At 59.8% G+C, this 14,714-nt stretch carries 14 protein-coding genes; 4 read left to right on the top strand and 10 right to left on the bottom strand.

The window, feature by feature from the left end; genetic code table 11:
* Positions 1-12 precede the first annotated feature (12 nt).
* The 3 genes from KDW95_RS02465 to KDW95_RS02455 form a co-directional block, all read right to left on the bottom strand.
* Entirely contained in the window at positions 13-1,509 is a 1,497-nt protein-coding gene (locus KDW95_RS02465) for a sugar ABC transporter ATP-binding protein (RefSeq protein WP_255854664.1), read from the bottom strand.
* A gap of 72 nt (positions 1,510-1,581) precedes the next feature.
* A complete protein-coding gene (gene rhaS / locus KDW95_RS02460; protein WP_255854663.1) occupies positions 1,582-2,532 on the bottom strand; it encodes a rhamnose ABC transporter substrate-binding protein in 951 nt (316 codons plus the stop codon).
* A gap of 101 nt (positions 2,533-2,633) precedes the next feature.
* Positions 2,634-3,422, bottom strand: coding sequence for a DeoR/GlpR family DNA-binding transcription regulator (locus KDW95_RS02455; protein WP_255854662.1), 789 nt, complete (start codon positions 3,420-3,422; stop codon positions 2,634-2,636).
* Between the two features lie 220 nt (positions 3,423-3,642).
* On the opposite strand from KDW95_RS02455, the gene KDW95_RS02450 reads away from it, so the two are divergent.
* From KDW95_RS02450 to eno, 3 genes are all read left to right on the top strand, one after another.
* Positions 3,643-5,748, top strand: a complete 2,106-nt coding sequence (locus KDW95_RS02450; RefSeq protein ID WP_255854661.1) for a bifunctional rhamnulose-1-phosphate aldolase/short-chain dehydrogenase — start codon at positions 3,643-3,645, stop codon at positions 5,746-5,748.
* A gap of 43 nt (positions 5,749-5,791) precedes the next feature.
* Positions 5,792-7,090 carry an L-rhamnose catabolism isomerase gene (rhaI, locus tag KDW95_RS02445; protein WP_255854660.1) on the top strand — a complete coding sequence of 433 codons (1,299 nt, stop codon included), beginning with the start codon at positions 5,792-5,794 and terminating at the stop codon, positions 7,088-7,090.
* Positions 7,091-7,656: 566 nt separating this feature from the next.
* Positions 7,657-8,952 (top strand): phosphopyruvate hydratase, encoded by a 1,296-nt coding sequence (gene eno / locus KDW95_RS02440; protein ID WP_255854659.1) that lies wholly within the window; start codon positions 7,657-7,659, stop codon positions 8,950-8,952.
* Between the two features lie 222 nt (positions 8,953-9,174).
* On the opposite strand, the gene KDW95_RS02435 is transcribed toward eno, so the two are convergent.
* The 4 genes from KDW95_RS02435 to KDW95_RS02420 form a co-directional block, all read right to left on the bottom strand.
* Positions 9,175-9,936, bottom strand: a complete 762-nt coding sequence (locus KDW95_RS02435) for a metallophosphoesterase (protein ID WP_255854658.1) — start codon at positions 9,934-9,936, stop codon at positions 9,175-9,177.
* A 144-nt stretch (positions 9,937-10,080) separates the two neighbouring features.
* Entirely contained in the window at positions 10,081-10,866 is a 786-nt protein-coding gene (locus KDW95_RS02430) for an EcsC family protein (protein ID WP_255854657.1), read from the bottom strand.
* 105 nt (positions 10,867-10,971) lie between these two features.
* Positions 10,972-11,910, bottom strand: coding sequence for a protein translocase subunit SecF (gene secF, locus KDW95_RS02425; protein WP_255854656.1), 939 nt, complete (start codon positions 11,908-11,910; stop codon positions 10,972-10,974).
* A 107-nt stretch (positions 11,911-12,017) separates the two neighbouring features.
* Positions 12,018-12,365: a hypothetical protein gene (locus KDW95_RS02420; RefSeq protein WP_255854654.1), complete on the bottom strand. Its 348-nt coding sequence runs from the start codon at positions 12,363-12,365 to the stop codon at positions 12,018-12,020.
* A 347-nt stretch (positions 12,366-12,712) separates the two neighbouring features.
* On the opposite strand from KDW95_RS02420, the gene KDW95_RS02415 reads away from it, so the two are divergent.
* On the top strand, positions 12,713-13,372 hold the full coding sequence (locus tag KDW95_RS02415; RefSeq protein ID WP_255854653.1) for a YoaK family protein: 660 nt from the start codon (positions 12,713-12,715) through the stop codon (positions 13,370-13,372).
* A gap of 122 nt (positions 13,373-13,494) precedes the next feature.
* Here KDW95_RS02415 and KDW95_RS02410 read toward each other — a convergent pair whose 3' ends face one another.
* From KDW95_RS02410 to KDW95_RS02400, 3 genes are all read right to left on the bottom strand, one after another.
* A complete protein-coding gene (locus KDW95_RS02410) occupies positions 13,495-13,962 on the bottom strand; it encodes a gamma-glutamylcyclotransferase family protein (RefSeq protein WP_255854652.1) in 468 nt (155 codons plus the stop codon).
* 84 nt (positions 13,963-14,046) lie between these two features.
* Entirely contained in the window at positions 14,047-14,328 is a 282-nt protein-coding gene (locus KDW95_RS02405; protein WP_255856463.1) for a coiled coil domain-containing protein, read from the bottom strand.
* A 197-nt stretch (positions 14,329-14,525) separates the two neighbouring features.
* Positions 14,526-14,684 (bottom strand): hypothetical protein, encoded by a 159-nt coding sequence (locus KDW95_RS02400; protein ID WP_255854651.1) that lies wholly within the window; start codon positions 14,682-14,684, stop codon positions 14,526-14,528.
* Between the last annotated feature and the right edge of the window lie 30 nt (positions 14,685-14,714).

Raw genomic sequence — 14,714 nt, 5'->3', positions numbered from 1 at the left:
CAAAGACCTCTCCTAGCCGCCCGTTGCCGCACTGACAATACGCTCGGCGGAAAACTCAGCGCGTTTGAACTCGCTCACCATCAGCCCCTCGTGCATGACGATCATCCTGTCCGACATGCCCATCACTTCCGGCAGTTCGGAAGACACCATGATCACCGCCAGGCCTTCCCGCACCAGTTCGCACATGAACGCATGCACGGCCGCCTTGGAGCCGATATCGATACCTTTGGTCGGCTCGTCGAGAATAATCACCTTGGGCTTGGTCGCCAGCCACTTGCCGATGACCACTTTCTGCTGATTGCCGCCGGACAGGTTGCCGACCTTCTCGCGCCAGTCAGGAGCCTTGACCTGCAGGCGTCGTGCATAACCGTCGGCCAGCGCATATTCGGCCTTGTCGCTCAGCACGCCGCTGGCGTTGATGGTGCTCAGCTGTGGCAGGCCGATATTCTGGTAGATGGGCAACTCCAGCACGACACCCTGCGCCTGGCGCTCCTCCGGCACATAGACGATGCCCGCACGGATCGCATCGGCGGGGGATCGGATCGTCACCGCCTGTTGCCCAATCTCGACCTCGCCCTGCACGCCGCTGGAAACGCCGAACAGGGCCTGCATCAGCTCGGTCCGCCCGGCACCCACCAGGCCATAAAAGCCCAGAATTTCACCCTGGTGCAGGTCAAAGCTGATACTGTCAAATTCCGTCGGGTGGCGCAGATTGCGCACCTGCAGCACCCGTTCACCCCTGGCAGCATCCACCTTGGGATATACCTGTTCCACGGTGCGCCCCACCATCAGGGTAACCAGTTGCGCTTCGTCGACCTCATCGATCTTGCCGGCGGCCACGTAACAGCCGTCACGGAATACCGTGTAACGATCGGCAATGGCGAAGATTTCATCGAACTTGTGGCTAATAAACATGATGGCGCAGCCGGCTTTTTTCAGCCGCCGCACAATGCCGTAAAGCTCTTCTATTTCGTGGTGCGACAACGCCGCTGTGGGTTCATCCAGAATCACCACCCGCGCCTCGAAGGACAGTGCGCGGGCAATGGCCACCATGTGGCGCTGGCCAATACTGAGAAACTTCAACGGGGTTTTGGGATCAATCGGCGCTTCAATATCGTGCAGTATTTGCTGTGCCTGCTCATGCATCCGCGACCAGTCCAGCCGGCCGGAGCGTGCGTGGGTCAGGTAATGGCCGGCGAAGATATTTTCAGTCACGCTGAGTTCGTCGAACAGCACCGTTTCCTGGTGAATCGCGGTAATCCCCAGACTGCGTGCATCCTCCGGGGTGCTCAGCGAGATAAGCTCACCGCCAAACCGCAGCTCACCTTCTTCGGGCTGATAGATGCCGGTCATGGTCTTGACCAGGGTCGACTTGCCGGCGCCATTCTCGCCAATCAGCGCCGTTACCTGTCCGGGGTAGAGATCCAGCCGTACCTGATCGAGCGCCTTGACACCCGGAAAAGATTTGCTGACTCCTCGCAATGAAAACAGAGAGTGAGATTCAGACATGGTTATTTCTTCTTATGGGAATAACAGGACTCGACAGAGAGCCACAGGCTCCCTGTCGATCAGGACAAGCAATCAGAAGATATCGGCGAAGGCGTGTACGTTGGACGCGTTATAAACAAAGGGGTCTGCCATTGCGGCACTGCCCTCGGCATCCAGCGTAGCGGTACCGATCCGGCCCATGCCGACCGCGCTGCCACTGGCTTCGCCCTTGACGAGGTTGTACGAAATCATGGTCGCCGCGTAGCCCAGGTCGATCGGATTCCAGATGGCGAAGCTTTTTACTGCACCCGAATCCACGTGCCCGGCCAGTTCCGAAGGCAGGCCGAGACCCGTGACAAAAACCTCACCGATGCGCCCCTGATCCTGCACGGCCTGTGCCGCCGCCACGATACCCACGGAGGTCGGGGCCACAATGACTTTCAGGTTGGGGTGGGATTTGAGCAGACCCACGGTTTCGCGGTAGCTCTTGTCGGCCAGATCATCACCGTAGACGGTCGCGACCAGGTTCAGTTGCGGGAATTGCGGCAATACCTTTTTCATTTCCTCGATCCAGATATTCTGGTTGGTCGAGGTCGGCGTGGCGCTGAGAATGGCGATATCGCCCGTCTCGCTACCGGTGGCCTGCAAGGCTTCATCGGCCAGTTTGACGTTCATCTCGCCGATCTGCGGATTACTGGAGGGATTCAGGTGTACCTGACGGCCGTCCGGCGCCACGCCCGAATCCCAGGACACGACCTTGATACCACGCTGCTGGGCCTTTTTAAGGATGGGTACCAGAGCATCGGTATCATTGGCAGATACCGCAATGGCGTCCACTTTTTGCGCGATGAGTGAATTGATTACTTCGATCTGGCCTTCTGCGGTGGTCGATGTCGGACCGGTATAGATCACTTCGGCATCGCCCAGCTCCTTCGCCGCTTCCTGCGCTCCCTCGTTGGCGGCCTCGAAAAAGCCGATACCCAGCGCCTTGACCACCAGACCGATACGCACCGAGTCTGCCTGTACCAGGCCACTGGTTGCCATTGCGGCTGCTACGAGGGCACTTGCCATTATTTTTTTGAAAGGCATTTTAGGTCTCCGTCTCGCTTGTTGTTATATCGACAGTCGCCCTTGTTGGGCGCTTGCTATTCTGCGGCGGCTTCAGGACTTGCAATAACGAGCCTGCAGCCGGCGTCTTCTATCAGTTTTCGCGTTTTCGCATCGATCCCTTCATCGGTAACCACGACGTCCAGCTCCGACAGTGCACAGACAATCAGGCTGCTGCGCTGTGAAAACTTGCTGCTGTCGACCAGCAGCACCCGCTGTTCCGCCTGTCGCAGCAAGCGTGTCGTGCCCTGCACGATTTGCGGGTCCGTTTCCATCACGCCAAGGGGCCCCACCCCCTGCGCTCCGAAGAACATTCTGGCGGCATAGAAGCTGGCCGAGCCATCTTCCGGAAACGGACTCAGAATCAGATTCTGTTCCCGGTACACCTTGCCGCCTGGCAGCGTGACACTGCACTTGCTGTGCTTGAGCAGGTATTCCGCAATGACAAAAGAGTTTGTCATCACATGTAACTGCCGGTTTTTCAGGTATTCGGCCATCATGTAAGCAGTGGATCCACCGCCAATGATGATCGACTCGCCCTCTTCGCACAGCGCTGCCGCTTCCCTGGCCACCCGCCGCTTTGCCCTGGCGTTGATCGTTTGACTGATCGCAAAGGGACGCCCTGCAAGACTGGTCGATGTGGGTGGATGCAGGGACTCGGCACCACCGCGCACTTTCCTCAACTTGCCTGCCTTGTGCAGAAAGCTGATGTCTCGCCTGATTGTCGCCTCCGAGGCTTCCAGCAGCTCAACCAGATAACTGACAGTTGCTACCGGCTTCTCCGCCACCTCAGCCAGGATGATTCGATGTCGTTCACGTTCGTGCATAATCTGTCCTTGTTGGTCAATATGTCGCACAGAAACCCAAATTGCAAGCGTGTTATGATTTTTTGTGACTGCTTATGATTGATCTTGACTGAATTTGGCGAGGGTAGTACATTGAACCAATCACGACAGATCATAAACCGCTGTTTAAAAGCAAAACCTGTCATTATTGTGACAAGTTCTGCCTGATTCATCTAATAATTAATAAATGAGGCTTCCACCTATGTCCGAACTCGACACCCAATCACGCCAGATCCCCAACCTCTGGGATGACCAGAAAGCCGCCGGCATGTCGGGGCCGGAGTTACTGCGATACCGCTCCAACCTGCTGGGTTCGGACATGCGCGTGACCAACTACGGTGGCGGCAATACCTCCGGCAAGATCGGCTGTATTGATCCGCTCACGGGCACAGAAGAAGAGATTCTCTGGGTCAAGGGGTCCGGCGGCGATATCGGCAGCATGGACCTGGCCGGCTTTGCCACCCTTTATATGGACAAGCTGCAGGCCCTGAAAAAACTCTACCGTGGTGAGCAGCATGAAGATGAAATGGTGGCCTACTTGCCCCATTGCACGTTCAACCTCAACAGCCGCGCCGCCAGCATCGACACACCACTGCATGCCTATGTACCCTACAAGCATGTTGATCACCTGCACCCCGATGCGGTGATCGCGATAGCCGCCAGCAGCAATAGTCGCGAGCTGGCCGAAACCATTTACGGTAACGAGATAGGCTGGCTGGGGTGGCGCCGCCCCGGCTTCGAGCTGGGCCTGGAGCTGGAAAAGATCGCCACCCAGAACCCGCACCTCAAGGGCGTTGTGCTGGAAGCCCACGGCCTCTTCACCTGGGCCGATACGGCAAAGGAATGCTACGAAGTTTCGCTTGAAATGATCAACCGCGCCCAGGCCTGGCTGGATGACCGGCTGCAGGGGGCTGCCGCGTTCGGCGGTGCCAGCCACCTGTCCATGAGTGCCACCGAACGCCAGCGGGTCGCCAGCCAGCTGATGCCGATCATTCGCGGCAAGAGCAGCGAACATCAGCGCCAGATCGGCCACTTCAACGACAGCGCGCAAGTGCTGGAATTCGTCAACAGCCAGCAACTGGAGCCCCTGGCCCAGCTGGGCACGTCCTGCCCCGATCACTTCCTGCGCACCAAGATCAAGCCGCTGGTACTGCAGTACGATCCGGCGCAGGACAACCTCGACGAGGTCATCGAAGGTCTGGATAACCAGCTGGCCGATTACCGTGCCGACTATGCCGCCTATTACAAGCGCTGCAAGCACGACAACAGCCCGGCGCTGCGCGACGCCAACCCGGTGGTTTACCTGATCCCCGGCGTCGGCATGCTGACCTTTGCCAAGGACAAGGCCACCGCCCGTATCGCGGGCGAATTCTACGTCAATGCCATCAATGTCATGCGCGGTGCGTCGGGCGTGAGCCAGTACATGGGCCTGCCGGAGCAGGAAGCCTTTGATATCGAGTACTGGCTACTGGAAGAAGCCAAGCTGCAGCGCATGCCAAAACCCAAGGCCCTGGCCGGACGTGTTGCGCTGATTACCGGCGGCGCCGGCGGCATTGGTCGCGCCACGGCACAGCGTCTGCTGAATGAAGGCGCTTGCGTGATGCTGACCGATATTGACCAGAATAGCTTGAGCGAAACCGTCGACGCCTTCCAGCAGGTCTACGGCCGGGACCAGGTTGACGGTACTAAAATGGATGTCACCGACGAGCAGCAGGTGAAACAGGCATTCAGCAACACCTGCCTGCGCTTTGGCGGGGTCGACATTCTGGTCTCCAATGCCGGCATTGCGTCGTCGTCACCACTGGATGAAACCACACTGGAGAACTGGAACTTCAACCAGAACATCCTATCTACCGGTTACTTCCTGGTATCCCGTGAGGCATTCACGCTGATGAAACGCCAGAGCATGGGCGGCTCGATTGTATTTGTTGCCAGCAAGAATGGCTTGGTGGCCTCGGCCAATGCCGCCGCCTACTGCACCGCCAAGGCCGCTGAAATTCAACTCGCCCGCTGCGTGGCACTGGAAGGCGCACCGCTTGGCATCCGCGCCAATGTGGTGAACCCGGATGCGGTGCTGCGCGGCTCCAAGATCTGGACCGGTAAATGGAAGGAAGAACGTGCCAGTGCCTATCAGATGAGTACCGACGACCTGGAAGAACACTACCGCCAGCGCAGCCTACTCAAGCGTAACGTCTTCCCGGAAGATATTGCCGAGGGCGTGTATTTCTTTGTCGCGGACCTGTCCGCGAAGTCCACCGGTAACGTGCTCAACGTCGACGCCGGCCATGCACCGTCCTTCACCCGATAAGCCCCTGGGCCCCGCGGGGCCCAATTTACCCGAGGTTTGCACCATGACAACAAAAACAATGATCGACGCTGAACTCATCGCCGCACAGAACGCCCAGCAACAGAACGCACTGGATAGCGATTACGCCGCGCTGGGCGAACGCCTGGCGCGCGCGGGTGTCGATATCGAATCCCTGACCCAACAGGCAAGCCAGTTTGCCGTCGCCCTGCCCTCCTGGGGACTGGGTACCGGCGGCACCCGCTTTGCCCGTTTCCCGGGCTCCGGCGAACCGCGCAATATCTTTGAAAAAGTTGACGACTGCGCCGTGGTCAACCAGCTTGGCCAAGCCACGCCCGCGGTCTCCCTGCACATTCCCTGGGATACCCCGTCAGACGCTGCCGAACTGCGCCAGTTTGCCCAGGAGCGCGGCCTGCATTTCGATGCCATGAACTCCAACACCTTCCAGGACCAGAAGGGCCAGCCGCAATCCTACAAATACGGCAGCCTGAGCCACAGCGACAAGGCGGTGCGCGACCAGGCGGTAGAACACAATATCGAAGTCATCGAACTGGGCCGCAAGCTGGGCTCCAACGCCCTAACCGTCTGGGTCGGCGATGGCTCCAACTTCCCGGGACAGCAGAACTTCAACCGCACCTTCTCCCGCTATCTCGACAGCACCAGCGCCATCTACAGCGCGCTGCCGGATGACTGGAGCATGCAGCTGGAGCACAAGATGTTCGAGCCCGCGTTTTACTCCACCGTAATTCAGGACTGGGGCAGCAGCTACCTGGCCGCCACCCAGATTGGCGAGCGTTGCAAGTGCCTGGTCGACCTGGGTCACCATGCACCCAACGTCAATATTGAAATGATCGTCTCCCGGCTGGCCCAGTTCGGCAAGCTCGGCGGTTTCCATTTCAACGACAGCAAGTACGGCGACGACGATCTGGACAGCGGCTCAATCAACCCCTACCAGCTGTTCCTGGTGTTCAATGAACTGGTGGACATAAAAAACCGCCAGCCGAGTTTTGCGCCCTTCTACATGCTGGATCAGTCCCACAATGTAACCGACCCGATCGAGAGCCTGATCTACAGCGCCGCCGAAGTGCAGCGCGCCTTCGTCAAGGCCCTGCTTGTCGACCGCAAGGCACTGGAAGGTTTCCAGGACAGCAACGATGTGCTGATGGCGCAGGGCACCCTCAAGGCCGCCTACAACCTGGACGTTGAACCCATCCTGCAGATGGCACGCCTGCGCAGCAATGGCGCCATCGATCCGATCCAGGCCTACCGCGCCAGCGGCTACCGCGCCCAATGCGGCAAGGATCGCCCGGCCAGCAAAAACAGCAGCGGCTCCGGCATCGTCTGAGGCCGGCAACTTGCAGAACAAACCGAAAAAAACGGCTCCTTGGAGCCGATTTTTTCGTTACAGGCCTCCCTTTCGTGCACTTTCAACGCAGCCCTCAGAAAGAAACAAAGAATCCAAGATACACATAATAAAGAATATTTATTCTATCCACGGACGCAAGCCGCGGAGCAGCAGGCTGTACAACAGGCTCCCGCCTGGTATCCCGCCACGCCACTGAGCTGATCCGACGACTGCAACTCAGCTGCTGAACGTGGTGCCCGGCACCGAAGATCGTTCAGGCTCGACCCCGCACTGGCGTGCCGGTCTGCACTCAATTTGTACAGTTTTTGTATGAAATTAACGTTCTATTCCAAAATAATCACTTGTACCCAAGTATTCTGCAGGGTAATTTAAGTAAGTTTCCGCAATTAACAACCAATCTCTGCGTCACACCGGCCGATGATTCCGCACCGCCCTGCGCGACTGCGGTGTCACTGGTGTCGGCACAGACTCGCATTGTCCAACGGGCATGCAGGCGGTTTGCGGGCAACATCACCTCAATATTCAACGACAACACAGAGGCAGATATGAGCAGCATTACCCAGATCAAGGCGCGTGAAGTTCTGGATTCACGCGGCAACCCCACGGTTGAAGCCGACGTTATCCTGGCCTGCGGTGTTATCGGCAGCGCCTGCGCGCCCTCCGGCGCCTCCACCGGTTCCCGTGAAGCGCTTGAACTGCGTGATGGTGACAAGTCCCGCTATCTGGGCAAGGGCGTGCTGAAGGCGGTGGCCGCCATTAACGGCCCGATCCGTGAAGCCCTGCTGGGCCAGGATCCCACCGATCAGCGCGCGCTGGACAACATCATGCTGGCGCTGGATGGCACCGAGAACAAGTCCAAGTTCGGCGCCAACGCCATCCTGGCCGTGTCCCTGGCGGCGGCCAAGGCCGCTGCCACGGTCAAGGGCCTGCCGCTGTACGCCCATATCGCCGAACTGAACGGCACCGCCGGCCAGTACTCCATGCCCCTGCCGATGATGAACATCCTCAACGGCGGCGAACATGCCGACAACAACGTCGATATCCAGGAATTCATGGTGCAGCCGGTGAGCAGCCCGAATTTCGCCGAAGCCCTGCGTTGCGGCGCCGAAATCTTCCATGCCCTCAAGGCTGTGCTCAAGGCCCGGGGTCTCAACACCGCGGTGGGTGACGAAGGCGGCTTTGCGCCGAACCTCGGCTCCAACGAGGAAGCCCTGGTGGTGATCCAGGAAGCAGTGTCCAATGCCGGCTACACCCTGGGCAAGGACGTGACCCTGGCGCTGGACTGCGCCGCCTCCGAGTTCTACAAGAACGGCGAGTACAACCTGGCCGGCGAAGGCAAGGTCTTCAACTCCGAAGGCTTCAGCGACTACCTGGCGCAGCTGTCCGAGACTTACCCGATCGTCTCCATCGAAGACGGTCTGGACGAGTCCGACTGGGCCGGCTGGGCCTACCTGACCCGCCAGATCGGCGACAAGGTGCAGCTGGTGGGCGACGACCTGTTCGTCACCAACACCAAGATCCTGCAGGAAGGCATCGACAAGAACATCGGCAACTCCATCCTGATCAAGTTCAACCAGATCGGCTCGCTGTCCGAAACCCTGGACGCGATCAAGATGGCCAAGGATGCCGGTTACAGCGTGGTGATTTCGCACCGCTCCGGTGAAACCGAAGACACCACCATCGCTGACCTTGCTGTCGGTACCGCCGCCGGCCAGATCAAGACCGGCTCGCTGTGCCGCTCCGACCGTGTCTCCAAGTACAACCGCCTGCTGCGCATCGAGGAAGAACTCGCAGGCCAGGCGCCCTACAAGGGTCTGCAGGAAATCAAGGGCCAGGCCTGAGCCTGATCCCGCCGCCGTGGATAAAGCTGGCGACCCAGACCTCGCTGCAGCGGACTGGCCGCGCTCATGCTGAGCCTGCTGCTGCCGACCGGCAAACAGGAACAGACGACTGTAGCGGATACAGGCGCGTGGACACTGGAGTCCGGCTAGCCGGACTCCAGCAGGCGGGAAACGACGGACGGTTTTTACAGGCACAGCCTCAGGCACAGTGCCGGCACCGGGCTAAAGGTCCACCAGCAAGTGGGCATCAAACTGGGGCTCTGTAAATTCATTCGGGTAGCCACCGGGATTGGCGATGATGCGGGTGTCGCCTACCCGAATATCCACCGGCTCGTGCACATGGCCATGTACCCACAGGTCCGCCTTGCCCATCAGGGCACCCAGGTTCGAGGCAAAGGCCGGCGACAGCGCATCATCCTTAAACCGCGCGGGGATACAGGCTTCGAGCGGCGCATGATGGCTGACAATCACTTTCTTGCCCGCAAACGGCTGCTCCAGTTCATGCTCAAGCCAGGCTAAGGCCTGGGCATGCAGCCTTTGACACTCGGCTATGCTGAACACTTCCCCCTCTGGCTGCTCGATGATGCGAAAATCTGGCAGCCTTGCACAGGCCCTGTCCTGCGTTGCCTGAACATCCCAGGACTCCCTGTCGGCATAGAGCCCGAAGTCTGCCCACAGGGTGGTACCGTAAAAGCGAACGCCGTCGACGGTTACCGCACGGTTATCCAGCAGAATGATGCCCCGGCGTTCGGCTTCGACACGAAGCTCTGCCCGCAAGCGCGACATGCTGACACCATAGAACTCATGATTCCCCGGAACATAGATCACGCAACGACCCGGAAATTGCCGCCCGGCCCACTCGAGCCCCCGGGTACCGCTGTGAATATCACCGGCAAGAATCACCACATCGGCGTCGGCGCCGCACAGGTCATGCTGCGAGTCGGCGCACTCAAGGTGAAGGTCTGAAAACACTTTCAGTCGCATGGCATCTCCCCTGGTTTACTGCCCTAGAAGCCGGCCCCGCCCTGCGCCGGGGTCTGGACACGATAAGGCGCGGATGCAGCCACAGGCAAGCTTGCTGTCGAAACGGCGAACAAGACCGGGCAGCCAGGTCCATCAGCTCCGGGGCTAGGGCAAGGTGTCGTACAGGGCACGCACCTGCTCAGGTCCATAGATCCGCTCCAGCCGCCGGACAGTAAAATGGCCGCGGGCAATGTCCTGGAAGTGGCCGATAAACAGCGAATTGATCAGCGCGCCCCCTGCCGCACCGATAATGGGAACCGCCTGGGCAGCGGCCTTTTGCGTCACCGGAATACTGAACCGCGCAGCAATCTGGGTCACCAGCCGCACCAGCGCCGGCGTCCCTTCCCGGGCTGCTCCCTGGGTGGCCAGATGACGTGCCGCCTCGGTAATCGCAGACGCCAGCGCAGCCCGGATACCGAAATAGCCTGACTCCGCAGCATCGTCCTGGTCACTGGCGCCCCCCAGTGCAAACACCTCAAGACAGGCCAGGCGGGATTCTGCGTGCGCCAGGTTTTCACCCTCGCCCCTGGCGATATCGGCGATCGAACGCAGCATGATGGTGGTAGACACCGGCAGCTCAATGGCCAGGGCCGCAAGGCCAAAGGCACCGCCCGCGGCACCGCTGAGCGCAGCCGTTGCAAGGTGGATGCGATTGGACGGCGGCTGCGGGCCTTCACCCAGGGTATACAGGGCCGTTCGCAGCGCTGCTTCCAGGGATCGGGTCACGGCCGCCATTATGATCTTGCTGGCAGACGCAGGCAGCCGCCTTATCGCCCGATCAACCGGCGTAGCCAGCGAGCTTGACAAGCGCGCCGCTATCCCCGGATGTTCAAGCAGCCGCTTGGCGTCTTGCAGCTGTTCAATATGCACGGTCTCAAATGGTATTGGCATACAGACCCCTTTCTGACCGCCTCCATGATACGCCTGTTGCGCCCTGCTGGCGCTTGCGCAGGCACCGATCCAGGTGTCGTCCTTGCCACCTGAGCCCGGCAGGCGTCAGGGCAGCAAGTCTTCTTCAACCTGTGCCGGCGTACGAACCAGATCCTCGCTTTGCAGGTTCATCCACAGCAACAGATCGCTGGCGACATAGATCGATGAATAGGTGCCCACCGCGATGCCAACCAGCAGCGCCGTGGCAAAGCCATGTATCATGCTGCCGCCAAACAGAAACAGCGCAATGACCACCAGCAGCGTGGTAAAGGACGTCATCAGGGTCCGGCTCAGGGTCTCGTTCAGTGACAGGTTAACAAGGTCCCGCATGCTGCCCTGACGCCGGCGCCGGATGTTTTCGCGGATACGATCCGCCACCACCAGGCTATCGTTGAGTGAATAGCCTATGACCGCCAGAATCGCCGCCAGTACGGTGAGGTCGAAGTCCCAGCCAAACAGCGAAAAAGCACCCAGCACGATTATGACATCATGGAACAGGGCCACCACGGCGCCAATGGCGAACTTCAGCTGGAAGCGGAACGACACATAGAGGGTAATCATTGCCAGCGCCACCAGCACGCCCATCCCGCCGCGCTCGCGCAGATCCTCGCCGACCTGGGCACCGACGAACTCGGTGCGGCGCAGGTCTACAACCTCGCTGGTGGCACTTTGCAGCAGGTTGCGCACCTTCTCGCCAATCTCGGGCGTGTAGCTGGATGAGAGCCGGATCAGCACATCGTTGAGTGAGCCAAAAGTCTGTACCAGGGCACCCTCATGCCCGGCCGCTGCCAGCAGTACGCGTATGTCCTCCAGGGACGGCGCCTGGCTGTAGCCAACCTCTATCAGGGTGCCGCCGGTAAAATCCAGCCCCAGCGGCAAGCCGTTAATCAGCAGCGATGCCACAGAAGCCAGCACCAGCACCAGGGACAGCAGTGCGGTGAAGGGCCGCAGTGCCATAAAATCAATCGTGGTTTTGTTTACAGAGAAACGCGTCAATACACCCATGGGAACTCTCAGGCTTGCACGCAGGAGCCATGCTCCGACGTTCATTTCAGAACAGGACCACAGGACGCCGCCTCGCAGATGCAGAACAGGCGAGCCCGTGGGAAGATTCAGCTGATGAGGTAACCGGGTGATGCTGGCGGGGCGCGCGGAGCCCAGGCAGAGCGCCAGTGCGGGACGGGCTTGCCGGGTTCGGTGACCGCTGCAACGGCATGGTAGCGAATGGTCGCCGCTCGCTGGCCCAGAGACAGGATAGCTGACGCATCGGCGCTTTTTCGCGGCAACCGGCCCGATTCCAGCCTGACTGTAGATGTGGCAACCAGGCCCCGTGTATCGGCACTGTCCCACAGCTGTAGCGCCTGATCGCTACTGCCGGGATAGGCCGTGCCCTGACCGCCAGACACCCCAAACGGGGACAGCAACAGGGCCAGCAGCAGGAGAATGCGAAGTGGAGTCATCAGGCGTCTCTGGCGGCATGGACGCCGCACCAGTGCATGTGTTTTAGCACCGGCAAAAGCCCACTGCAAGGCATTTCCGAGTGCGGCCAGGCACAGCCGTGCGATGTATCGTCCGGCACGGCCTCAGGCCTTTTATTCGGTAGCCAAAGACGGCCATAACCCCTGTCGTACCCTGGCCTGACAGTCAGTGAACCTACGGCCAGGATGCGATCTGCAGGCTCAGCCTGAAACGATTGCCGGTACCACGGGAATCCGCCTGTCAGGCTGTTAAAATAAGCCGCGGTCTGTGCCGGCTCGCAACCTGCAAGCCCCCTCTGCCGCCTTGTAGCCCACACCAGGAAGGATCCATGATATCGAAACTGCCGCGCTGGATTGAATTTGGGGCCTTTACCCTGGCCCTGCTCGCGGGCACCGTCAACGCGGTGGGCCTGCTGGGCTTCGCGCACCAGTCCATCTCCCACCTGTCGGGAACCGCGACCCTGCTGGGCGCGGAACTGGGCGGACTCTCAGGCAGCAGCCTGCACCTGGCGGCCATACTGCTGAGCTTTCTGCTCGGCGCGGCGCTATCGGGATTCCTCATATCGAGTCCGTCGTTGAAGCTTGGCAGGCACTACGATTCGCTGCTGTTTATCGAAGGTGCCTTTTTGCTGGTAGCGATCTATTTCCTCAACCAGGGATCGGTACTCGGGCACTACCTCGCCTCGGCGGCCTGCGGCATGCAAAACGCCCTGGCAACAACCTACAGCGGTGCCATCATTCGCACCACTCACATCACGGGCATTATCACGGACCTGGGCATCATGCTCGGTGCCACCCTGCGCAAGGAGCGTTTTGACCGGCGCAAGGCACTGCTGCTGGTCCTGATCACCGCGGGCTTTGTCACCGGCGGCCTGCTGGGCGCACTGCTGTATGGCCAGCTGCAGTTTTATGCCCTGGCCGCCCCCGCACTGATCTGTTTTGTACTGGCGCTGGTGTATCACCTCTATGTCATCCGAAAGGCAAGCTGAGCAGGCAGCCCTGCAGGCCGCAAGACGGTTGGGACAACGGGACTCGCGTCGGCAGGGCCATGTATGCACATGCCCAGGCATGTCCAGCCGGATGACGCGACACAGCGAGCGAGGGAAGAAGCTTAGCGGTAAATCCCCCGCTCCCGCGCACAGCGGGCTTCATCGGGGTCGTTGATGCACTCGATTGCCTCAATCTGCTGAATATAGGCTTGCGCAAAACCATGCTCCCTGGCACCTGTCAGTACGTGCTCGCGGTACCAGTCAAAGGGCCGCAGAGCAGGGTCAATGCGGGTTGCAGAGTAGGTAAAGGCGATTACTGTCGAGCCGTCATCAAGCCGTACCAGGATATCCCTGGCTTCATAGCCAGAATGCAGGCCCTCAAAGCGATCGAGCCTGGCTCTGTCAGGCTCGGATAGCTCGAACAGTACCCCGATCACGCAGTGCCGGATATCGCCGGTTTCGAAAGCGTCACACTTGGCCGATCCGTCCGTATGGCTGACCTTGTGAAATCGCAGCTGGTGCCCATCAAGCCTGCCGACACCGACTTTGCGCACGGCGGATATCCGGGCTTCGAGTCGCCTGGCTGACAAGTTTGATCCATAGGCAAAATAATACATGGCAATTTTGCACTCACCGGCCGCGGCTATTCTCACCGTTGCCGGAACAAAACGGCGTCACTTAAAGCGGGATCTGGCCGCGCGCATGGCATCGGCAAGGGAGTCCCGGGCTTTTTCAGCGCCGGCCTTCATGTCTTCCCAGGCGGTATCGCTGGCCTGCTGAATTTCAGTCAGTTTCGCCTTTGCCTCGTGCTGACGCTCACGCAGTTCCTCGATTTGCCTGAAGTACTCAAGTTGGGCATCAGCCTTCGCCTTGTCTGCCTGCGCCTTGAGTTTCTTTATTTCAGCACCCCATTCGTCGAGCTGGGCCTGCATCTTTTTTTCGTAGGCATCTTTCATCGCCACAACCTTTCTCCTGTTTTGCAGTGGGTGAGAGCGACCGCCAAACAGAACAGGCATCGAGTGCCCCAACAGGCCCTTGCAACATGAACCGGCACGCTGGAACCCACCTGGCGGTGATGGCAGGCGCCCTGTAAAGGATAGTAGACTCATGGCGCTGCGGGCACTGCAGCGCAGGATAGCAGGCGGCACGCCCATCACCTTTTGGCCGGGGGCAGGCTGCCGTCCAGGGCCTGCACCTGTTCAGGCCCATAGACCCGCTCCAGCCGCCGGACGGTAAAATGCCCGCGGGCAATGTCCTGGAAGTGGCCGTTAAACAGCGAATTGATCAGCGCGCCGCGATTCCGGATGTTCAAGCAGCCGCTTGGCGCCTTTCAGCTGTTCAA

Source organism: Marinobacterium rhizophilum (genome assembly GCF_024397915.1).
In the GTDB taxonomy this organism is placed as follows: domain Bacteria; phylum Pseudomonadota; class Gammaproteobacteria; order Pseudomonadales; family Balneatricaceae; genus Marinobacterium_A; species Marinobacterium_A rhizophilum_A.
This window is presented reverse-complemented; position numbering and strand designations above follow the sequence as displayed.

Excerpts from the sequence above, each read along its gene's own strand:
- KDW95_RS02465 (WP_255854664.1), bottom strand. The coding sequence starts at position 1,509 with ATGTCTGAATCTCACTCTCTGTTTTCATTGCGAGGAGTCAGCAAATCT.
- rhaS (WP_255854663.1), bottom strand. The coding sequence starts at position 2,532 with ATGGCAACCAGTGGCCTGGTACAGGCAGACTCGGTGCGTATCGGTCTG.
- KDW95_RS02420 (WP_255854654.1), bottom strand. The coding sequence starts at position 12,365 with ATGACTCCACTTCGCATTCTCCTGCTGCTGGCCCTGTTGCTGTCCCCG.
- KDW95_RS02450 (WP_255854661.1), top strand. The coding sequence starts at position 3,643 with ATGTCCGAACTCGACACCCAATCACGCCAGATCCCCAACCTCTGGGAT.
- KDW95_RS02455 (WP_255854662.1), bottom strand. The coding sequence starts at position 3,422 with ATGCACGAACGTGAACGACATCGAATCATCCTGGCTGAGGTGGCGGAG.
- KDW95_RS02430 (WP_255854657.1), bottom strand. The coding sequence starts at position 10,866 with ATGCCAATACCATTTGAGACCGTGCATATTGAACAGCTGCAAGACGCC.
- KDW95_RS02435 (WP_255854658.1), bottom strand. The coding sequence starts at position 9,936 with ATGCGACTGAAAGTGTTTTCAGACCTTCACCTTGAGTGCGCCGACTCG.
- secF (WP_255854656.1), bottom strand. The coding sequence starts at position 11,910 with ATGGGTGTATTGACGCGTTTCTCTGTAAACAAAACCACGATTGATTTT.
- eno (WP_255854659.1), top strand. The coding sequence starts at position 7,657 with ATGAGCAGCATTACCCAGATCAAGGCGCGTGAAGTTCTGGATTCACGC.
- KDW95_RS02415 (WP_255854653.1), top strand. The coding sequence starts at position 12,713 with ATGATATCGAAACTGCCGCGCTGGATTGAATTTGGGGCCTTTACCCTG.
- KDW95_RS02405 (WP_255856463.1), bottom strand. The coding sequence starts at position 14,328 with ATGAAAGATGCCTACGAAAAAAAGATGCAGGCCCAGCTCGACGAATGG.
- rhaI (WP_255854660.1), top strand. The coding sequence starts at position 5,792 with ATGACAACAAAAACAATGATCGACGCTGAACTCATCGCCGCACAGAAC.